Origin of the sequence: uncultured Marivirga sp. (assembly GCF_963974845.1) — a bacterium.
Taxonomy (GTDB): domain Bacteria; phylum Bacteroidota; class Bacteroidia; order Cytophagales; family Cyclobacteriaceae; genus Marivirga; species Marivirga harenae.
The window spans coordinates 400,416-423,266 of the sequence record NZ_CAXBEQ010000003.1; the positions used below are offsets into that span (position 1 = coordinate 400,416).

A 22,851-nucleotide genomic window follows, 5' to 3' on the forward strand; every position below is an offset into this window, starting at 1 on the left:
TTTATTTAGAACTTATCACTTATATCATAAAGATACTAGCCTTCCAAAATGCAAAATAATAAAATAGATTCTGTAAAAACTGAATTAAGTGAACCCTTACAAGTTGTAACATCCAAAATTGATTCGTGGATGGATATATTGGTTGATATGATTCCCAATATGTTATTATCCGTGATTCTTTTAATCCTCTTTTTAGTCATCGCAAAATTTTCACGGAAAGTCTTCATTAAAATATTTCAGAAGTCGTCTGATAATAAGGCTCTTGAAAACCTATTTGCTACTATTATTTATTATGCAATGCTGGGAATAGGCTTGTTCATTATTTTAGATATTTTGAATTTGGACAAGGCCGTGACCTCTCTTTTGGCTGGCGTTGGAGTAGTGGGCTTAGCATTAGGTTTTGCGTTTCAAGATATAGCTGCAAATTTTGTTTCAGGAGTTATTTTAGCCTTTAGGAAGCCTTTTTTAATTGATGATGTCATTCAGCTTGGAGATTTGATGGGGGAGGTAAGTAGAACGAACTTGAGAGTAACTGTTATTCGGACTTTTCAGGGTCAGGAAGTTTATGTTCCTAATAAAGATGTGTTGTCTAATCCTATCACTAATTATTCAGTTTTAAAGCAACGAAGAATTGATTTGGCAGTAGGGGTATCTTATGGAGATAATTTAAAAAAGGTAAAAGATTTAGTTTTAAGCACTTTAGATAATTTGGAAGACGTAATAAGAAAGGACGAGATGATTTTCACTTATGCTGAGTTTGGTAGCAGTTCTATAAATTTTGAAATCAAATTCTGGATAGAGTATCCTATTAACCCAAGTTATTTAGAAATGAGATCAAAAGCCATTATGGCTATCAAGGAAGCATTCGATAAAAATGATATTACCATACCATTTCCCATCAGAACGCTTGATTTCGGTATTAAAGGTGGTGAGAAGCTATCTGAAATGAACATAGGTTCTTCGCGTGGTTTAGGTAGTAAGTAAGTATAAGTTAAGGGGTTTTGGTTTCCATTTACTATTCTGAACTTTACAATCTCGATTCTAATAGAGGTTTAGCTTGCACTTAAAGTCAAATGGTTCTGCTATCTATTGATCTGAGTTAAAGTGTGCGATTTTCAAATAAACAGACTTGATCATTGTGGGGCTTCAGATACAGCACCATTTTTGAATTTAGAATTTCCTTTCCAATTTAGAATAAGTGCTTTTAACAAATCAATCTCAAGAGGCTTTTCAAAAAAATCATCAGCACCATTTTTCATGGCAAATTCCTTATCTAAGCGACTGGTGGATGATGATAAAATTATAACTTTTGTATTTGACAATTTGGGATTAGTTTTAACTTCTAGGAGAACTGTAAAACCATTGCTAACAGGTAAATTTATGTCTAGCAGGATTAAGTCGGGTGTTTCTACCGACTGAAACGGAGGTTTTCTATTAAGGTATAAAATTGCCTCTTCTGCAGTGCTCACGGAATCTAATTTGTTTACAAACCAACTATCCTCTAGAGTTTCTTGAGTTATCAGAACATCAATCTCATTGTCTTCTACTTGTAAAATATTAAGTGCTTTCATCAGTTTTTTGTTTAAAGAGTATAGGATTATTGATGTTGCTAGCGATAAAAAAATAGATGAATGATGATGATTACGCAATGATAAAGGGTTATATCGAATTATCTTATATGAAGATGCTCGTTTTCGATGGGTTTGATTTTTAGATTGACGAGATAATTGAGATTTCCGATGAAGCACATGTTTAGTGATGAAATATTTGTTTGCTGGCTGATAAGCCCTATTTTTTTAGGTGAATCACCATATTGAATTTAAGTGTTTACAGTAAAGTGCTTATACCTGATCTACTTAAATATGATTATTTTAATTTCTGCTAAAATTTCATGAGGTGTTTTTTTAGCTTAAGTACAAAAAAAACCCAAGCCATTCAGCTCAGGTTTTACCGTAATGAAAATTTGAATAGACTTATGCAGGTTCTCTAAACCCAACCCAAGTAAATCTTTTGATTAGATATTCCGGATTAGTTAAGGAAGCATTTCCAGCGGGGTTACCACCGGTTACATGGAAATCAGAAAATCCAGCATTTTGATTAACATGAATAGCTCCTGTTAAGTTAAAACTAACAGATGTAGCTGCCATTCCCATTTTATCCATAATCAGGTTTTTGGTATTTTCATCTGTAGTGTAAGCAGCGCACGATATGGCTCCATGGTTTTCTGCTAAACTGGAAGCTAAATCCACTGATTGATTAGTATCCTTTGTTTTAATTAGTAGTACTACTGGGCCAAATAGCTCCTTAGTGAATTTATCTTCATCTGATGCATTCATTTCAACTACAATTGGTGTAGCAGTTCTTGCTTTTTCAAACATTGGATTAGCAATACTTCTACTTTCTAACCATACTTTTCCACCTAATTTTTTAGCTTCTTCAGTGTGACTTAAAGTATTTGGATTTTGAATAGCTCCTAAAACAAATGGGCCTGCCTTCGGATTATCTACGAGTCCGTTGATGCTAGCTACTAATTTTTCAGCAAAATCTTCAAAACTTACTTTCCCATCAGGAGTATTGATACCATCTTCTGGTATAAAGAAGTTTTGTGGACATGTACACATCTGACCAGAATAAAGACAAACAGAAAATGCTAGATTTTGAGCTACCTTATCTATATTTTCTGCTGAATCCAGTATAACTGAATTGACACCGGTTTTTTCAGTGAAAACAGTTTTTCCGTCCAGACCTTCCAAGTAATTACCAAATGTAGCACTTCCGGTATAGTCAATTAATTTGATGGCTTTATTTTCCGCTAAGTCCTTAGTGATCATTTTATCATAGGTATCAGGGGCTAATTGACAAACATTTGGATCAATCCCGTTTTCCTTTAATACTTTTTGAATTTCAGAAACTACAATTGCCATTGGTAAAATAGCACCCGGATGTGGTTTGACTATACAAGGGTTGCCAGTGATTAAAGACGCATATAAGCCTGGTACTGAATTCCAAGTAGGAAAGGTACTGCAACCTACTACCATGCTGAGTCCTTTTGGCATTGGTTTCCAACTTTTATTTAATTGAACATTAAACTTTCCCATTGGCTTATCCCAAAACTTCTTTTCTGGGAATCTCTTCAATTCATCATAGCCAAAGGCTACAGCTTCCATCGCACGGTCAGCAGCATGCGGACCAGAGGCTTGAAAAGCCATCATATATCCTTGTCCAGTGGTATGCATAGTTGCGTAAGCATTTTCAAAGAAGCGTTCCTTAAATCGATCTAAGCTCTCAACTAAAATCGCTGCCCTGTCATCAATAGAAGTATTTCTCCATTGCGTCCATGCTTTTTTACTTCTGTTTATCAAAGTATCGGCACTGAAAGATGGATACAAAATCCCTAAAGGCTTTTGTAAATATGGAGATTCTTCTTGCCCAATCCAGGCCTCAGGATCAGTTTGCAGTAAGTCTTCAAATTTTTTGTCCAAACTTGCTTTAAATTTATCTTGACCATCTTTATCAGCCGTTTCCCCGTATATCTTGGGAGAAGGATGCTCTGGATATTGAGCATAAAAAGATCGGTCATGAACAGCATCTATAGCCTTTTTTAAAGTGTCTTTGTGCTTTTCGTATAAACTCATGGATAATATTTTTAAATTTGTGTTTAATTCTCGAAGCCTAAATATACATTTAAGATTTGAAGCAAGAAAATGCTTTTCTTCAGACGGAAAAGTTTTTTAGAAAATCAGAACCAAAAATCAGCCTATGAAGTACATTTTATCGCTACTAATGAGTTTTTTCATTTTTCATCAAAGTTTCTCTCAGGAATTTGTGCCTGGGCTTTTGGTAGTGAAATTGAAGGAAGAAGGAGCAATTGCTAGAACTCAGGCATCAAAATTATTAAGCCTTGAAAATTTAAGAAGAGATGAAAAGGTATTAAAAATTACAGGCTTTGATGCTCCAACTACTAGCAGTCAAAGATCTGTAAATACCAGTCGCTTGAATAATTTATACAAGATAGAGATAGGCGAAAATATACCAGAAGAAATATATATCAATTATTTGAAGAGTTTTGACAATATCGAGTATGTTGAGCAATATCCAAATGTAAAACCACTCTACGTACCTAATGACCCAGAGGCGCAATTCGGAAAGCTGCAGTTTCACTTAGATCAAATAAATGTGTACGATGCGTGGAATGTTACTCAAGGTGATGATGAAGTAGTAATTGGAATAATAGATACTGGAACGGACCTGGACCATGAAGATTTGGAAGCTAATTTATTTTTAAATTCAGCAGACCCAATTGACGGGCTAGATAACGATGGTGATGGGTATGTTGATAATTATTTCGGTTGGGATTTCGCAGATAATGATAATGCTCCAGAAGCTGATGGCAGTACTCATGGAACAGGCGTAGCTGGAATCGCTGCAGCCGCTACTGACAATAACACAGGAATTGCAGGAATCGGCTTTAATACAAAGTATATGCCAATCAAGATATTTAAGACGGAGGATAATTTTTCTCGGAATAGTTATGAAGCTATTATCTATGCAGCTGATCAGGGATGTGATATTATTAATCTTTCATGGGGGAATACTGGAAGATATTCTCAATTTGCTCAAGATATCATTAATTACGCTGTTTTAGAAAAAGATGTGGTAGTGGTTGCGGCAGCAGGAAATACTAATGCTGAGCTAGATTTTTTTCCTGCTTCTTACGATAATGTGCTTTCCGTTGGATATGTTAATTCCGATGATAGTCGAAATGCTAATGCAACTTATAGTGACTTTATTGATTTGGTCGCTCCTGGTGTAGGAATCTATACCACAGAAAATAATGATACCTACGATAATGATAGTGGATCTTCCTATGCAGCTCCCATGGTTGCAGGCGCTGCAGCATTGCTAAGAGCAGTATTTCCTGAATGGAGTGCGCAGCAAGTAATGGAGCAATTGAGGGTAAATAGTGATGATATTTATAATGTTGGAAATAATAGCGATTTCCAGTATAAATTTGGAAAAGGACGGTTAAATATATTCAAGTCTTTAGCTGATTTTGATCAACCATCAATTAGGATTAGTGATGTTACTTATACCAATGGTTTAGAGGAAGCGGCTTATTTTGGTGATACTTTAGATATAACATTGGAATTTACCAATTTTTTATCGTCAACGGAGAATGTAGAAGTGTCAATAACTACTTCTAGTCCCTATGTCACTTTATTACAAGACAAATATACCATTACCGAATTGAATACTTCTGAAAAGATTGCAAATCAAGAAAATAGATTTAGGGTTGTGCTTGCAGAAGATTTACCTGAAAATACAGCATTAAATTTTCGGGTTTTATTTAATGGTCAATTTTACGAAGACTATCAATCTTTTCAAATACAAAGCAGTCCTACAATTCGTCTGTTTCAGTTTCAAAAATGGAACTTTGGATTTACCGCAACGGGAAACCTAGGCAGAAGCAAAGAAACCCCGTTTGAAAACTATGCTGTGAGTTATAATGGAAAAAGAATTATTGATCACATGGGACTTATCATTTATGCAGGTGAGGATAGTCTAAGGAGAAATACTCTTTTTAACTCTAATTCATTTCAGTACCTTGATGATTTCGAAAGTTTTCAATCATTAAAGCGCTATGATGATGTGACAGCTGATTTTGATGTTAGAAGCATTTTTACAGAAGATAATGAAAATACTAATCCGTTAGATATTTACATTGAACAAAGACTTTTGGCCTGGAATGATGAAGATGAATTTTTAATTCAACAATATAAATTAGAAAATAGGAGCGGAAGCAACTATGATTCTTTATACTTTGCCTTGTTCAATGACTATGCCATCGGAGAGAAACTAAATAATTCCATAAAATATGATAGCGCATTACAACTATCTTATGCATTTGACGATTCGGAAAACGAGTATGTTGGACTAAGCTTATTGACAGGCCAAGATTCTGTTTTTTACGCTTTTGATTTGGGAAATGAAAACGGTCATGACAGTGATTTACAAAATGATAGTCTTACACAAGATGTTGTGAGAAACGCATTATTGAATTCGTTTTCAAAACAAAGTGCTGGTAGTTTATCAGGTGGGAATAACATTGGTAGTTTGCACGGAATTTGTCTTGCGGGATTCAGTGCTGGTAGCTCCCAAATGGTTTCTTTTGCTATTATGAGAGCGGAGAATTTGAATGCCTTAAAAGCGTTGGTACAAAAAGCAAAAGAAAAGGATTCATTAAGCTACACATTACCTCCTTTTGGTCAACAGATACTCATATGTGAAGATGATAGTCCTATTTTAAGTGCAGCTGAGAATAAGGAATATGATGTTTATGCTTCTGCCACTATTGACACCGTACTTTATTCAGGAACTGAATTTGAAATAGGCTCCATATCAAATGATACTACTTTTTTTGTAGTAGAGAGAGACTCCATGGGAATTCCGAGTACAAGAAAACGGATAGTTGTATCCATCAACAGACCTTCGGCTTCTTTTTCTTTACCAAGCGAACCGATATTGATGGAGGCTGAAGAAACTAATAGCTTTAAATTTACCGATCAAAGTGAAGATGCCATTAACTGGCAATGGAGCTTTAGTAATGGTTTCAGTTCTAGCAAGCAAAATCCGAATATAGTGTTTGATTCCGTAGGGATGTATACAGCGGAATTAATCATTACTAATAGTATTGGTTGTAAGGATACATTAATGAAATCTTTTGAAGTTTTTCAAAGGGCATTAAAGCCACAGATTAGCAATTTAGATATATGTATGAACGATGATCTTACAGTTCATGACCCAAATATTGATGAAATAACGGTTTATACTGATAGCCTCTTGCAAAATCAAATCTATAAAGGACCCGAATTGGTGCTTGAGAATATTGTAAATGACCAGATTTTATATTTACGTAATGAGCTAGGTGACTATCCTTCAAAGGTAGTGAAGCTTGAGGTATCAGTAATTTCCATCAATGCGCAAATGGAAGTTAGCTTAGATATGTCTTCAGAAAATGAAAAGCTGCTTGGAATTGCTAAAAGTAACAGTGAATTAGCAGATCAGTTGGTTTGGATGATAAATGAAGATACTTTGGGTACAAACAGTGAAATATATTTTGATTTGCTTAAGTTAAAAGAGGGTCCGTTAAAGTTATTTGCAATTTCTGAATCTATGTGTGTAGATTCTGTTTCATTTCAAACTTCGGCTAGTTCAAATCCTGAATTTGAAAACTACTTTTTATGCCAAAGTGAAAGCGTGATTTTATCCGCCTTAAATACTGACGAAGTTTATTATTTTGAAGATGAGGCAATGTCTAATTTTATTGGCAAGGGGCCAGAAGTCAATTTAGAGTCCGTAAATGAAAATATGACTGTGTTTGCAATTAATGTTAAAAATATCCATCCTTCTGAAATGGTTGAGGTCCCTATTTTCGTTAGCGAATTAACCGCTGAATTCAATTTATCAAGTGATACTATCAATTTGGCTTTTGAAAATGAGATTGAATTAGAAGCTCTGTCAGAATCTGCGGCATCGTGGAATTGGAAAATAGACAATCAGTTGGTCAGTCAGAGTTCGGAAGTTAGCCATCAATTCTCAGCTGCAGGTGTCTTCGATATTCAATTATCGGTAACCGATACATTAGGATGTGAACAATCTAACAAAAAGCAGCTAGTGGTTTTCAATGATCCGTTACTAGGAAATAAAAATGAGTTGAAGTCATACTTTTCAATTTACCCCAATCCAGCCGACAAATTGGTTCACTTAAGTGGAAAAGATCAATTCAAATTTGATTCGTATAGTGTAGTCGATGCCAAAGGAAAAGAAGTGATGAGGTCAAAAAATGAGTTACCACTTCTACAAACTGAAATAATTGATGTGTCGGAATTAAAACAAGGCCCCTATTATTTGATTATTAGAAGAGGTAAACAAGAAGCCTCGTTTTTATTTGTTATAAATCGTTAAATAGGATATTGTAATTTATGAAAGATATATACGCTGAACTTATTTCTATAGGAGATGAAATACTCTACGGTCAAACCTTAGATACTAACTCCCATTATATTAGTGCTGAATTAGATAAGTTGGGAATTCGAGTTCATAGAAAAGTAACTGTAGCTGACAGCAGGGAAGCCATCATGAAAGCATTTAAAGAAGCTGAAGTAAATGCTGACATTATTATTATTACGGGTGGGCTAGGTCCTACAAAAGACGATTTAACAAAACCACTTTTAGCCGAGTATTTTGATTCTGGAATGAAGCTTCATGAAGACATTTTAGAAGACTTAAGGGAGCGATTTGTTAAAAGGGGCAGAGAACTCAATGAATTAAATAAAGGACAAGCAGAATTACCTGAAAAATGTAAACCGATTGAAAATAAGTATGGCACTGCTCCAGGGATGTGGTTTGAAAAAGATGGTAAGGTATTTATATCTATGCCTGGTGTCCCAAGTGAAATGAAGTATATGATGGAGGATACTATCTTGCCACGGTTCAAGGATATGTATCAGACACCTGTTTTAATTCATAAAATGGTAAAGACGGTTGGTATCCCTGAAAGCATATTAGCGGAGAAATTGGAGGATTGGGAGAATAATCTTCCTAAAGAAATAAAATTGGCGTATCTGCCTGGTTTAAAACAGGTCAAGATGCGATTAACTGCTTCAGGTCAAGATGAGCAGCATCTGCAAGATCTCATTGAAGAAGAAGTCAATAAATTATATCAATTGGTAGGTAAATATATTTACGGAACCGATGACAGTAATTTAGCGGGTAAAGTTGGAGAATTATTATTACAGCAAAATAAGACTATTGCGGTAGCAGAAAGTTGTACCGGTGGGCAGATTGCGCACTTGATAACAGCTAATGCTGGAAGTTCCACTTATTACAGAGGAGGTATAAATCCGTATCATAATGATTTGAAGATTAATGTCCTAGGCATTAAAACAGAAACTATTGAGAAGCATGGTGCAGTAAGCGAACAAACCGTGATAGAAATGGCGGAAAGAGTACGTGAAATTTTTGGTGCCGATATAGGGATTTCAACCAGTGGAGTTGCAGGGCCAGGAGGGGGCTCAGAAGAGAAACCAGTAGGTACTGTATGGGTTGCTTTGGCAGATGGACAGAATACCCAAACTAAATTGTATCATTTTCAGTTTGATAGAGCAGGTAATATAGAGATGACTTCTAATTCATTATTAAATTTGGTTCGACAAACTTTAAGCTTAAAATAATTGAGAAAAAGTTTATAAATGTTAATTTTGTACAAATTTGATTTGGTTAAACTATGGAAATTGAACCAATTAAATAAAAAACGTCATATAATGGAAGGAAATCGTTCCTTCTAAAAATCAGTGATATTAAAAAAGTTTTTGATTTCAATAAACGACTAATTATTTCATGGCAACTGTAGAAATGGTAATGCCCAAGATGGGTGAAAGTATAATGGAAGCAACAGTGCTTACCTGGTTGAAAAAAGAGGGTGAGACTATTGAAGAAGATGAATCAGTATTAGAAGTGGCTACTGATAAGGTAGATACTGAAGTTCCTGCCCTAGAAGCAGGTGTTCTTAAACAAATACTAGTTCAAGAAGGAGATGTTGTGGGAGTAGGTAAACCAATAGCGATCATCGAAACTGAAGGTGGAGGTGCTTCCGATAAAGATGTTTCTGGAGTAGATTCAGCAAATCTTGAAAGCCCGGCTCCTGCTACTGCAACTGCCGACACTAGTCTTTCTTCATCTTCGGGCAATAATGGACATGATATTGCAGCTCGATCAGAGTCAGGTAGATTCTATTCTCCTTTGGTAAGGAATATTGCCAAAGAAGAAAATATTGAAATGGCTGAACTGGAGTCTATTTCCGGAACTGGAAAAGATGGTAGAGTGACTAAAAAAGACATTTTGTCTTATTTAGAAAATCGAGAAGAGGCTCCTGCAAAAGCAGCAAGTCAACCAAGCCCTGCACCAGCAGCTTCAAGTGCGCAGCCTGCTGCACAACCTGCTCCTAAAGGGGTTCCAGTTAGTATTTCTAGCGATGATGAAATCATCGAAATGGACAGAATGCGTAAGATGATTGCCGGTAGAATGGTGGATTCTAAGCGTATTTCTCCACATGTGACATCATTTGTTGAAGCAGATATGACTAGCGTTGTGCAATGGAGAAATAAACATAAGAATTCATTCAAAGAGCAGGAAAATGGGAACTTGACTTTCACTCCAATTTTTATTGAAGCAGTCGTAAAGGCGATAAAAGACTATCCAATGATTAATGTTCAGGTTGATGGAGATAGAATAATCAAAAAGAAGCATATCAATATTGGAATGGCAGTAGCGCTTCCAAGTGGTAATTTGATTGTTCCGGTGATTAAAGATGCGGATCAATTGAACATTAGAGGTTTGGCTAATAAAGTCAATGATTTAGCTAGAAGGGCCCGTGATGGCAAATTGAAAGCTGAAGAATTGGAAGGTGGAACATTTACCATCTCCAATGTTGGTTCTTTCGGAAACGTGATGGGTACGCCAATCATCATGCAGCCACAAGTGGGTATCTTAGCTTTAGGTGCAATTGTTAAAAAGCCTGCTGTTCTGGAAACACCTGAGGGAGATGTGATAGCAATTAGACATAAAATGTTCTTATCGCATTCCTATGACCACCGTGTAGTGGACGGTTCTCTTGGCGGAATGGTAGTGAGAAGAGTAGCTGACTATCTTGAAAAGTGGGATGCCAAAAAAGATTTATAGAATTTAAAAGTTATTAAAGGAAAAAAGGGACTATGTACGGTCCCTTTTTTTGTGCCATAACATTTTTGAATGAAAGGTAGTTTTTAAATAAACATAAATATTCTGTCTATGAAAAGCCTGTCTCTGTTTCTCTTGCTATTAACATTTACAATTAGTTGTCATGCTCAAAGTGATCGAGATCGTAAAAACTATACTTTTAAATCTGGTGATCGATTTGGGACTGGAAAATGGTATATGGGCAGGGAAATAGCTCATGTGATGGGTTATCAAGGGATAAACTGGTTGGAGCGAGATGAAAGAGAGAAAGAGGAAAATACAAGCAGACTTCTAAAGAACATGGACATTCAAGAGCAAGAAGTCATTGCTGATATTGGTGCGGGATCGGGTTATCATGTTTTCAAAATGGCTCCTGTAGCGAAAACAATATATGCAGTTGATATTCAGCCAGAAATGTTAGCGGCAATCAATGAGAAGAAGGAAGAAATGGGAATAGACAATATTGAATTAATAAAGGGAACAGAAAAGAGTGTTAATCTGCCTAGCAATACTGTTGACAAAGTTTTAATGGTAGATGTCTATCATGAATTTAGTTTCCCGATCGAGATGATAGCTTCCATTAAGAAATCATTAAAACCAAAAGGCAAAATATACCTTATAGAATATAGGTCGGAAGATGATAGCGTACCAATTAAGCGACTACATAAAATGAGCGAAAAACAAGCGGTGAAGGAATTTAAGGCAGCCGGATTTATATTAAAGAAAAACATTGATAATCTCCCGTGGCAGCATTGTATGGTTTTTATTCGGCAATAATCTTCATCGTGAATTGTAATCAATATTTCGATCGGTTTTACATTTCTGAAGCCTCAACGAAAATTTTCTTAATTTTGTCTATTACTTCAGCACGGTTTTTTTCTAAACCATGACTATCATTTTCAAATAGATGAAGACTTACCTTTTTACCTTGCTTTTGCAAACTATCAGCTAATGCAAGAGCTTGAGAATAATGAACATGTTCGTCAGTTTTACTATGAAAAATAAGGAAAGGGATATCGGGTAATTTATCTACCCAGTAATTTGCCGACCTTGATTGTAGAGCCGCCTTTGGTTTATACTTATAGTTGGGAATTAATTCCTGATATACTGCTTCCATTTGAACATGATGTTTGAGTGTTATTTCTAAATCAGATATTCCTCCTATTGTGGCAACAGATTTTATTTTATCACCTTTATAATTTTTAAGGGTTAGATAATTCATCATTCCGCCTCTGCTTATTCCTAATAAATTAATGTGATTTGTATCTGCCTTTTCAATTTGACTCAAATGAGAAATTAGGTTTGTGTTGTCTCTAACATCAATACCTCCAAATTCCTCTTTACCTTCACCACCGCTATTACCTCTGTAATTTGATGCCACAACCACAAATCCTTCAGATGCAAAGGGAGCCATTATTTCAATTGCTGTTGCAATTAAGAGTCTACCTAATTCTTGATTACCACCTCTATTAAATATAATGACAGGATATTTGCCAGGTTTTTTAGGTTGAACCATAAAACCAGAAATCATTAAACTATCACTATTGTACGCCATAGAAAAAATTTGCACATCATTTAGGTAATTAAATAATTCGGGATGATGTTCAATCTTTTTAGCAATAGGGGCACTCAAATAATCCACTGGTTTCAGTAGGATATTATTTCCGTTAAAATTGCCAAACCGGCTTCTAATGTCAAGCTCTTCTTCTCTGCTATTGCAACCTAGCAAAATTGCAACAAGCAGAATCGAATAAAAAATGTCCCTCATATCTTAAATGTTATACCTCCTTCAAGGATTGCTTATACATATTGTAAAACAGTAGAGGGAGAAAGGCAAAAGCTAAGAATACAAAAGTCATAACCATTACGATATTCGCATAAAAATCGCTGCTAAACCTAAGCCATGTAGAAATTACAAAAAATATCACAGCAGCTAGACCAAATATCCACTGCATTAAGAATCTTTTCTCGGTCAATTTTCCTTCTTTCCATTTATAGAAAAATAAAAGTGGGAAACATATCAAACCCGCACTGGTACCTCCCAAGTAAAGCATAATGAAAGAGTAGGGGAGTTGTAAAATTTTAAAAAGGAAACCTACAACAAATATAAAACTAAAGAACCAAGCGAAAATATAAACTATCTTTTTCATGCTTCCTTGTGATTAATAGCTTCTACTTGACTTGATTTATACATTCTAAAGAATAGGAATGGGAGGAATAGTAAGCCAAAAGACAGCATTCCTAGCCCGAAGATAACTGCAGCTCCTTGTAAATGTAAAATCTTAAAGGTTCCTCCAACAAAAAGTAACATCAAGCTTAGGGTGCCAAAAATCCATTTAAGCTTTTCTGACATTACTTTAAGTACCTTGTCTTTAAACTTGTTAATAAGTATCAGAGGAAGGAAAATGAAGGAAAGTCCCATCAATCCTGAAAAAAGCAGGACGGTTGCTCCTGGCAGGTGCAAAATTTTGAAAAATGCACCAAATGTGATCGAAAGGGCGAAGAGGTAGCCCATGATATACGTGATTTGTTTCATAAGAATTATTTTTTTGTGGTTTAGTAAATAAATAGTTTCGTTTTGTATTTCTTCAAAACCATTTGGAGTGGTTTGTTCAAAGGCCTTTAAATACGCATCATCAAAAGCTTCCCCTTTTTGCATTTCAATTTCTATCAGACAACAAAAATGATCAATAAGGTCCTCTTGCACCTCAGGAGATGAAATGCCACTTTTCTTTATTTTTTGGCTGATAAAGTCAAATTGCTGATCGGTTATCATAGGGCAGGAGAAATTTGGTTACTTGGAAATACAATCTTATTCAGTGTTTGCATGAAGTCTTCCAGTTCTTTTACCACTTCCTTTTTCTCTGTTTTTCCCTTGGTGGTTAGCGTGTAATATTTTCTGACTCTTTTTCCAATCTTCACTTCCTCTGTAGTAAGAATACCATCTTTTAGTAATTTATGTAGAGTAGGATAGAGACTACCATCTTTGATTAGGATTTTCCCATCAGAGATTTCTTTCACTTTTTGGCATATTTCATAGCCATACATTTTCCCGTTGTCCTCAAGGAGTTTTAAAATGATTACTCCTAATGTGCCTTTTAATAGTTCTTTTGAATACATAGAACAAATATACATCATAATACGATGTATCAAAATAAAATGATCATAAATTTTAATAGATGACCTTTAAGAATGACTACGAAGTATTATCAAGTATCTTATGAATTTTAGTAAAATGGTATAGATTCGATTGAAAAAATCACCAACCATCAATGATGAAAAAATATTTAAAATTAATAGTACGGATCGTTCTAGGTTTGTTGATTGCTGAATTCAGCTTTGATTTTATTTCAGGAATGCTATTTCCTTATGTATCGAATGAATAAATATTCTTTAAAGTTCCAGCTTTCTCATTTCAAAATTCTACTACATATTATAAAATTCATTTGCTAAAAATCAATGGTCGCTTTATTTTGAACTTGGAAGATTTACAATAGATTAATACAAATAAGGCTTACAATTAGACGCATTTTATTTAATTTGTTGTTTAAGATTTAGTTCCTGTCTCGAACTAGATTTTTCTTCTTTAATGAATAAATAAGCCAAAAGCTTTCTTAAATTTAGCAATTGAATCATTACCCATGGCAGTAGATAGAATAACATCATTAATAAATAAAAGTAATTTAGTCAGTAGAGATTTAAGCTGGCTACAGTTCAACTATAGGGTCTTGGATCTGGCTCGAAAGCCGAATCGTACCATTTTCGAAAGGCTTAAGTTTCTAGCAATTACCGCTTCCAATCTTGATGAGTTTTTTATGATTAGAGTTGGCTCTCTTTATAATTATATTGATTATGGAAGAGAGAGAATAGATTATTCCGGTTTGAGAGAATTACCTTTCCGGAAGAAGCTTTTGACTGAATGTCAAAATTTTGTAAAATCTCAAAACAAACTGTTTGAAGATGAGCTGGAACCGATTTTTGAGGAGAATAACTTTAAGATTGCTGAACTTGCTGATTTAAGCCCAAGCGAGCTCAAAAAAGCCAACAGCTTCTTTGATAAAATCATATTTCCAATGCTAACGCCAATGGTTTATGATAATTATCACACTTTTCCTATCCTGATGAATAAACTACTAATTTTCTCAGTGGTTACACGTTCCTTTGGAGAAAAAAAGGATAATAAAAAGCTTTCTTTTATTCAAATCCCGCAAAATATTCAGAGATTTTATGAAGTAGAGCGGGATGATAAAATGTTTTTTATTCCTATTGAAGAATTGGTAAAAGCTAACATTGAGAAGTTGTTCAGGAATATAGAAATCCTGTCAGTTAATTTATTTCGAATTACCAGAAATGGAGATTTCACTTTAGAAGAAAGTGATGATATTGAAGCCAATTTCCTAGAAGAGATGCGTAAAAAGCTTAAAACTCGAAAAACGGGTAGGGTAGTACGCATCGAAATTGATAAGGATTATGATAAATGGATGATGAAAATCCTCTGTGATCGATGGGAAATCGACAAAGACAATATCTTCAAATTCAAGAAAGGGGACTTAGTGGATTACAGTGCTTTATGGCAGATTATTAAACATACAGAGTTCAAGGATAAAATTCCTGCTGCTTTTGATCCTGTACCGCCATTGGCATTTCCGGAGCATAAATCCGATTCTGACAATATTTTTGAAATTTTGAAAGATCGAGATATCCTATTGCATCACCCGTATAATAATATTGAGCCGGTAATTGATATGCTGGAGAAAGCAGCAGAAGACCCAAAAGTGCTATCAATTAAGCTCACTATTTACAGACTGGCAGAGGATTCGAGAATTACAAACGCATTGTTAAAAGCTGCTGAAAATGGAATACATGTTTCAGTTCTTTTTGAGGTAAAGGCACGTTTCGATGAAGAAAACAATATTCGAGAAGCTAAAAGACTACAGAAAGCAGGTTGTTTTGTAATCTATGGTATCAGTCGTTATAAAACACATACTAAGCTTTTGATGATTGTCCGAAAGGAGAAGGAAAAAGTAACTCGATATTTACATATGGCCAGTGGAAATTACAATGAAGAAACGGCTAGATTATATACAGATATTGGTTTAATGACTACTGATGAAATCTATGCCCAAGATATATCCGAGTTTTTTAATGTAATCACAGGCCATAGCCTGCCTCACGAGTATGAAAGATTAATTACAGCACCAAAGGATATGCGAACGCGCTTGATTAATTTGATACAGCAAGAAGCTGAAGATGCAAAAGCGGGACTGCCATCTGGGATTTGTATCAAGATCAACTCTTTGGAGGATAAAGAAACCATTGAGGAGTTATATGCTGCCTCTCAAGCTGGGGTAAGGATCAAGTTAATTGTTAGAGGGATTTGCTGTTTGAGACCAGGAAGAAAAGGTTTAAGCGAAAATATTACGGTTCGATCCATAGTGGGAAATTTTCTGGAACATTCGCGTATCTATTACTTCCATAATAATGGCGAGCCTAAAGTCTATGGTGGAAGTGCTGATATGATGGTTCGCTCCTTTGAAAGAAGATTAGAGTCATTGTTTTTGATTGTCGATGAAACTCTGAAGAAGCAGGTGATGAACATCCTGAGGTTTAATTTAATGGATAATATTAACTCTTACGAAATGAATGAAGATAGTTATTATAAAGAGGTAGAACGCAATGGAGAACCTGCTTTTAATATCCATCAAGAGTTTTTTAATGTGACTCCTGAGTTGATTGAGGACGTGAAATTGTTTGAGTGATCCTAAAAAGTTTAGCTTTAATTTTATGAAACAGTTATTTCAATTAATATTTCTTATAGCAATCTCCTTTAATGTATTTGCTCAAAGTGAAAACATAAAGAAAACTTTAATGACAGACTCTAGAGAGGTGACTGTTTATTTAGAAGGAGCCCAAATTTTTAGAGTAGGAGAGAGCAATCTTAAAAAAGGTAGTCATACACTAATAATAAAATCACTTTCAGCCCTTTTAGACCCTAATAGCATAAATGTAAAAGGGATAGGTGATATTAAAATACTCTCTGTTCAACATCAATTCGATTTTTTGGAGAAGGAAATTAATACTAAGTCTGTTGATAGTCTCCATAAAATAATTGAAAACATAGATTCTGAAATAAGAAGTAAGAATAATAGAATGAATGTTTTGATTCAAAAGGAAAGCCTAATTTCAGCTAATAAAAATCTTGGTAATGAAAATATCACTTCTACTCAATTGCTTCAGATGCTCAGCCTGTATGAAAATGAATTAACAGCAATAAAAGTAGAACAGTCTAATATCAGCTTAGAGATTAGTGATTTAAAATCGCGATTATCGAAATTAAACAATCAATTGCATGCAATTGAAGGTGCTAAAACTGAAACAAAGAGTAATATTCTCATAAAACTGGAGGCGAATCAAACTACAATAGCTTCTTTTGAAATTAGTTACTTTGTCGGAGGTGCAGGTTGGTATCCAAAGTATAGACTTAATGTCACAGATATCACCAAGCCCATTGATTTGGAATACCAGGCAGAGGTTTTTCAGCAAACCGGGGAGGATTGGAATGATGTTAAATTACGATTTTCAAATGCTGAACCAAATCAAAATAAGGAAGCCCCTGAATTGGAAACTTGGTATTTGGATTATGCCCGTTTTACGAGTTTCGAAGAAAATGATCCTGCAAATCTTAGGGTAAGCAATGCTGTAAAAGGGAAAGTAACGGACGGAGAAACTGGGGAACCCTTACCAGGTGTGAATGTATTGGTCAAAGGTACTGCCATTGGTACCACTACTGATTTACAGGGAAATTATTCTATAACGATGCCAAGGGGTGCAGACCAATTACGATTCGCTTATATAGGAATGAAATCCAAAACGCTCAATGTGAATTCATCAAGATTAAATGTGAGTTTAAGCCCAGATGTACAACAGCTTTCAGAAGTTGTTGTAACGGGCTATGCAGCAGGAATAGAACGATCCCCAAACCGAGTAAAAATAAGAGGTACTGCTTCAATTACAAATGACAAGAGAGCAGAAAAAACTAAATCTACCACGATCAAAAGACAAACCAATATAGAATTTGAAGTGGATGAACGTTATACTATTAAATCGGGAAGCCCTCAAACTTATATAGATTTGAAAGAATATGAGATGAATGCGGACTATCATTATGTAGCCATTCCAAAGCTTGATAAGAATGCCTATTTGGTGGCGGGAATTGCTAATTGGGATCAATACAATTTAATGGAAGGAGAGGCTAAATTATTCTTTGAAGGCTCATTTGTCGGCACAAGTATTCTTAATGCCAATGCCACCATAGACACATTAAAAATTTCCTTGGGCAATGATAAAGGGATAATCATTGAGAGGGAAAAAATAGATGACTTTAATCAGCGAAGTTTTATTGGACTCAATAAGAATAAAAAGTTGGGTTATGAGATTATGATTAGGAATTCAAAACCTCAAAAAATTGATTTGATTTTATATGATCAGGTACCAGTTTCGCTAAGAGATGATATTGAAGTTACGGTTGAAAAATGGAGTCAAGCCCAACACAACAAAAAGACGGGGGAACTAAGATGGGATTTAAGTATCGAGGATGGTAAATCAATAAGCAAGGAATTTGTTTACGAGGTAAAATACCCAAAAGATGAAGAGGTTATTTTGGAATAGGCTTATTTGTAGTCATCTAGAAACCATTTCAAAGCCTTTTTATTGTCTTTAAATACTTTGGTGATAAACGGAGCGCTATCTTCATTAGAGTGATATTCATCCACTTTATTGGAAGCAATTTGCGTGATCGGTGATAAAACAGCTTGATGAGTAAAACCGAGTTGTTCGTATTGTGGATTCACATCTGTTTCTAACCAGGTGATTTCTTCTTGCCTAATCATTTCTAATTCTGTCACATCTGCCAATAAAAGGAATTTTTCCTGACCTGTAATTTTATGCTTCGGGATCTCTTTTTTATATAAATTCAATGATGTGTCAATAAGAGCTCGAAATACCACTGGATTCAAAATACCTCTCCAAACTTCCTTGATATATGGAATATTATTAATCTCTTCAACAGTGATTCTTAATTTTGGGTCAGTGTATAATCTCATTCTCACATGATTTAATACTATGCTTAAAGCAATAAGTTAAAGAAAAAATTTTAGGAATGGTACTATTCAATTATTTCTTTACTTTTTTTTCGATAAATGCGTAGTAAATCTAAATACTTAAGCCATGTTTAGTTACCTATAATACTGGTGGATTAATTCGCTAGAACTTTTACAGCCAGACTTTTTTAGGATGTTGCTTCTGTGCTTAGATACCGTTTGCGGACTGATAAATAGGATTTCAGCTATATCAGAACTGGTTTTTCCTGCGGCCAATAATTTGATGATCTCTACTTCTCTTGAGGTGAAATTTGATAAGAAATCGTCATTAACAAGGACGGTTTCATTTTGATAAAATTTATTCAAGGCTAATTTAATGGCTACATCTAAATTTCTTTCATTATATGGTTTGACTAAATATCCAAAAGTAGATTCATCGGAGGTTCTAGAAATTAATTCATGATCGGAATAGGCAGAAAGATAAATTATGGGGATCTTTCTTATTTTATTAAGTTCATATGCCGTCTCGATACCGTCCTTATCACCTTCAATATTTATATCGCAGAGTACTAAATGTACAGTATTGGTATTGAATAAAAACATGGCTCTTTCATAGTTTTTGGCTATTCCTACACATCTAAATCCTAAATCTTCTAACAAGAAAGATAGATCCTGCGCTATCAATAATTCATCTTCTATTATCAAAATGTTTCTATATCCATCCATGATATCATTTAGTTTATTTACTTGTAAATGAAATTTTGAAATGATTTCCATCCTCACATCCTACGGTAATTTCTCCGTCTAATTGGTCAATTAATGATTTGATTATACTTAAGCCAAATGAATTACTATTCTCAAATTGCGATTTAGAAATACCTGTCCCATTGTCTTTCAAATTGATGATTATTCTATCGTGATGTTTTTTTGCAGTAAAATCTATGACTAACTGATCTTCCCCACTATGTTTTAAAGAGTTCGTGACTATTTCATTAAGGATTAATCCCAATGGAACTGCTTGATCTAAGTTTAATTTGAATTCATCTATATCCAAGTTGAAATGAACATCGGAATAATTGCTTTTAAAAGCCATCGATAAGTAGTCAATTAGCTCTTTTATATATTCTTTGCAATCTACCTCAGTATATTTTTCTGTCATATACAATTTTTGGTGTAAGAGTGAGAGTGACTGCATCCTTAACTTGCCTTCTGTGAGTGCCATTTTTGCATCCAAATTACTTGTACTTCTACTGTGAAGGTTTAAAATACTAGAAATAAGCTGCAAGTTGTTTTTTATTCTGTGATTGAGTTCTCTTAATAGTAATTCTATTCGTTCATTTCTAAAGTGAAGTTTTTCATTCTGACTTTCAATTTCCTCTTTCTGAGAGCGGACTTCTTCTGTTCGATTCCGCACCAAATCCTCTAATATTTTATTTCTATTTTTGATTTGATTAAAGCGCCACCGCAGGATCAATCCTACAAATAATAAAATTGATATGCTTAATAAGGTTCTAAACCATACGGACTTGTACCAAAACGGTAAAACAGTAATGGCTAGAGTAGCTTCTTCTTTGCTCCAAATATTCTCATCATTGAGGGCTTTTAATCTTAGGATATACTCACCTGGTTTTAAATTGCTGAAGGTTACAGATTTTTTTGTTGATGCCGGTCTCCACGATTCATCTAATCCCTCCATAAATAAAGCATACATATTTTTATGTCCATTTATTAGATTTAATGCATCGAAATTGATGTTGATGAGAATATCCTCTGGCTTGAGAATAATTGATTTAGTATGCGATATTGATTTAGTTAATATATCGGGTCTGACTTTTGAATTTATCAACTTATTATTGATTTTTAGTTGGCTGAAATATACTTTTGGTGGGACTTTATTGTATTGAATTTGACTAGGATTGAACTGGACCATTTCTCGTGAAGATCCAAACTTTAGTGTACCATCAGGATCTTTAAAAGCTGACCCGAATATGAAGTATTCTTCCTTTAAACCATCATTTTGGTTGTAATTGGAAAACTTTCCATCGGAACTCATTTTTGACAGACCAGAGGCAGTTGCAATCCATACATCACCGTTCTCATCTTCCAATGTGCTACTAATTACATTAGATGGTAGGCCGTCATTTTTAAAGTAGCGAGTAAAGCTGCTGTCGGTAAAATTGAAAAAATTTAAGCCAAGTTCTGTACTGATCCAAAGTCCATTTTTATTGCTCTGTGAGATATGATTAATGTTTCCATTACTTAAAAAACCTTCCCTGGGTGAAGATTCAAATTTGATAAAAGTACTAGTTTTCTCATCATATAGATGCAATCCCCCTGCAGTCCCTACCCATAGTCTGTTATTTTGATCCTCAAAAATGAATTTTACATACTCATCTCCGCTATTTTCAACTAGGCTTAAATCACTTACAGGAAACGGCTTTAATTCCTCCTTTTGTAAATTGTATCTAAAAAGCCCTTTTAAACTATTGCCTAACCAAATTCTCTTTTTATGGTCGACAAAAATTCTAAGATTAAAATTTAAGTTTGAATCTTGACTGTACTTTTTAAATCGGCTTAACTTTTTGTTTTTGTGATCCCAATGGTAAACAGAATTGCCCCAAACAGAAATAAGGTATTCGTTTTCCTTCCATCTCGTTATTTGGGTTAATCTATTGTCGGTTGATGGATCTCCATTTTTTAATTTATATATATTATAATCTTTTGTTTTTTCATTTTTCACTATTAAACCGGAATAAGTTGTAATCAGTAGTTCGTTTTCATCATGCCTTATAAAACTAGTGTAGCGATTTAAAAATTTATCAGTGACTTTTGGTAAAAAGGAAATGAGCTGAAATTTATTGAATAATGGATGTGAATAGTAAACACCACCATTATTAACAGCGCTCCATAGTCCCCCCATATTATCTTCAAAAATATTATAAATGTTATTTCCTCCGATATTACCCTCATTCTTCTGCTTAGCATTTACCCAGTGAAATGTTTGATTTTCCCGGTCATAGAAATTGATTCCATTCATGGTGCCGAACCAAATTTTTCCGGGCTTTTGAGGGTTTTCATAAATTGAAAAACATACTTCATGACTTAGTCCATTGCGATTTTTTACATTGTTTGGAATCTGGTCAATTCTCATGGTTTCCAAATTGACAACGTCCACACCATTTCCTGTAGCTACCCATAGCTTTCCATCATCAGTTTCAAGTAAGTCATAAATGTAAGGGTGCCTGAGTCCTTTTTTTGTATTTGATTCTTTACCAATTAAAGAAAAATCTTCATTTTCAATATCAAAAATATTTACACCTCGCGCAGTGGCTATGAAGAGCTTTTTTTTATCTAAGGATTGTTTTATAGTCCTTACCGTTAAATCAGCCAGTCCTTCATCGATACCATAATGCTTGAATTGTCCTGAGGCAGGATCTAATTTAGTAAGTCCATTATTAGTTCCTATCCAAATGTTGCCGTGACTATCTTCGGCTATTCCTCTTACTTTATTATCACTTATGCTATTATCATTGTCATTACTATGAACATAATTTGTAAACTGATCAAGTTGCGGGTTAAATTTTGAGAGTCCACCGCCATAGGTGCCAGCCCAAATATTACCTTTGGAATCAGCGAAAAGAGTCCAAACAAAATCATAAGTAAGTGAATTCGAGTCTTGGACATTATGGTAATAGTGTTTGAATTCACTTCCGCTATATTTCCAAAGTCCATTTTCACCACCTATCCAAATAAATCCATCTTGATCTTGTATGATACTATAAGGGAAGGGCTGATCTAGGCCCATATTCCTATCAAGATGTCTGAATTCAATTGGGAAATTTTGTCCATTCAGGATCTGAAAAGAAAGAAGAATAATTAAGCCTAAGCAGAAGTACTTTTTCATACAACAATTATTTGAATATTTAAATTAGAAAACAATACCTATAAAGCTGTATATTTTCGGATTAATTTAATT

At 34.5% G+C, this 22,851-nt stretch carries 16 protein-coding genes; 7 read left to right on the forward strand and 9 right to left on the reverse strand.

Annotated features, from left to right (window positions below; all coding sequences use genetic code 11):
- Positions 1–48 precede the first annotated feature (48 nt).
- Positions 49–984 carry a mechanosensitive ion channel family protein gene (locus tag AAC601_RS09265; RefSeq protein ID WP_303268980.1) on the forward strand — a complete coding sequence of 312 codons (936 nt, stop codon included), beginning with the start codon at positions 49–51 and terminating at the stop codon, positions 982–984.
- Between the two features lie 149 nt (positions 985–1,133).
- Here the strand turns inward: AAC601_RS09265 and AAC601_RS09270 are convergent, their stop codons facing one another.
- The gene (locus tag AAC601_RS09270) at positions 1,134–1,571 is read right to left on the reverse strand and encodes a response regulator (RefSeq protein ID WP_340153064.1); all 438 of its coding nucleotides are present in this window, start codon (positions 1,569–1,571) and stop codon (positions 1,134–1,136) included.
- Positions 1,572–1,973: 402 nt separating this feature from the next.
- Positions 1,974–3,635 carry a phenylacetic acid degradation protein PaaN gene (paaN, locus tag AAC601_RS09275; protein ID WP_340153065.1) on the reverse strand — a complete coding sequence of 554 codons (1,662 nt, stop codon included), beginning with the start codon at positions 3,633–3,635 and terminating at the stop codon, positions 1,974–1,976.
- A gap of 124 nt (positions 3,636–3,759) precedes the next feature.
- On the opposite strand from paaN, the gene AAC601_RS09280 reads away from it, so the two are divergent.
- From AAC601_RS09280 to AAC601_RS09295, 4 genes are all read left to right on the forward strand, one after another.
- Complete coding sequence (locus AAC601_RS09280) at positions 3,760–7,965, forward strand: S8 family serine peptidase (protein ID WP_340153066.1); 4,206 nt, start codon at positions 3,760–3,762, stop codon at positions 7,963–7,965.
- A 17-nt stretch (positions 7,966–7,982) separates the two neighbouring features.
- Positions 7,983–9,233 (forward strand): competence/damage-inducible protein A, encoded by a 1,251-nt coding sequence (locus tag AAC601_RS09285; protein ID WP_303268987.1) that lies wholly within the window; start codon positions 7,983–7,985, stop codon positions 9,231–9,233.
- 166 nt (positions 9,234–9,399) lie between these two features.
- Positions 9,400–10,740, forward strand: coding sequence for a dihydrolipoamide acetyltransferase family protein (locus tag AAC601_RS09290; RefSeq protein ID WP_303268988.1), 1,341 nt, complete (start codon positions 9,400–9,402; stop codon positions 10,738–10,740).
- Positions 10,741–10,848: 108 nt separating this feature from the next.
- Entirely contained in the window at positions 10,849–11,553 is a 705-nt protein-coding gene (locus tag AAC601_RS09295) for a class I SAM-dependent methyltransferase (RefSeq protein WP_303268989.1), read from the forward strand.
- Between the two features lie 37 nt (positions 11,554–11,590).
- On the opposite strand, the gene AAC601_RS09300 is transcribed toward AAC601_RS09295, so the two are convergent.
- From AAC601_RS09300 to AAC601_RS09315, 4 genes are read right to left on the reverse strand one after another with little or no spacing between them, the layout of a single operon-like run.
- A complete protein-coding gene (locus AAC601_RS09300) occupies positions 11,591–12,544 on the reverse strand; it encodes a prolyl oligopeptidase family serine peptidase (RefSeq protein WP_303268990.1) in 954 nt (317 codons plus the stop codon).
- Between the two features lie 10 nt (positions 12,545–12,554).
- Complete coding sequence (locus tag AAC601_RS09305) at positions 12,555–12,926, reverse strand: hypothetical protein (protein WP_303268991.1); 372 nt, start codon at positions 12,924–12,926, stop codon at positions 12,555–12,557.
- Positions 12,923–13,552, reverse strand: a complete 630-nt coding sequence (locus AAC601_RS09310; RefSeq protein ID WP_303268992.1) for a hypothetical protein — start codon at positions 13,550–13,552, stop codon at positions 12,923–12,925. The genes AAC601_RS09305 and AAC601_RS09310 overlap by 4 nt, the downstream gene beginning before the upstream one ends.
- Positions 13,549–13,911, reverse strand: a complete 363-nt coding sequence (locus AAC601_RS09315) for a PadR family transcriptional regulator (protein ID WP_303272111.1) — start codon at positions 13,909–13,911, stop codon at positions 13,549–13,551. Before AAC601_RS09315 ends, AAC601_RS09310 begins: the two co-directional genes overlap by 4 nt.
- A 506-nt stretch (positions 13,912–14,417) precedes the next feature.
- Here AAC601_RS09315 and ppk1 point away from each other — a divergent pair.
- Positions 14,418–16,535 (forward strand): polyphosphate kinase 1, encoded by a 2,118-nt coding sequence (gene ppk1 / locus AAC601_RS09320; protein ID WP_303268993.1) that lies wholly within the window; start codon positions 14,418–14,420, stop codon positions 16,533–16,535.
- A gap of 25 nt (positions 16,536–16,560) precedes the next feature.
- On the forward strand, positions 16,561–18,444 hold the full coding sequence (locus tag AAC601_RS09325) for a mucoidy inhibitor MuiA family protein (protein ID WP_303268994.1): 1,884 nt from the start codon (positions 16,561–16,563) through the stop codon (positions 18,442–18,444).
- 2 nt (positions 18,445–18,446) lie between these two features.
- Here the strand turns inward: AAC601_RS09325 and AAC601_RS09330 are convergent, their stop codons facing one another.
- From AAC601_RS09330 to AAC601_RS09340, 3 genes are all read right to left on the reverse strand, one after another.
- On the reverse strand, positions 18,447–18,878 hold the full coding sequence (locus tag AAC601_RS09330) for a hypothetical protein (RefSeq protein WP_303268996.1): 432 nt from the start codon (positions 18,876–18,878) through the stop codon (positions 18,447–18,449).
- A 132-nt stretch (positions 18,879–19,010) separates the two neighbouring features.
- Positions 19,011–19,601 carry a response regulator transcription factor gene (locus AAC601_RS09335; RefSeq protein WP_303268997.1) on the reverse strand — a complete coding sequence of 197 codons (591 nt, stop codon included), beginning with the start codon at positions 19,599–19,601 and terminating at the stop codon, positions 19,011–19,013.
- Between the two features lie 13 nt (positions 19,602–19,614).
- Positions 19,615–22,779 (reverse strand): two-component regulator propeller domain-containing protein, encoded by a 3,165-nt coding sequence (locus AAC601_RS09340; protein WP_340153067.1) that lies wholly within the window; start codon positions 22,777–22,779, stop codon positions 19,615–19,617.
- Positions 22,780–22,851 lie beyond the last annotated feature (72 nt).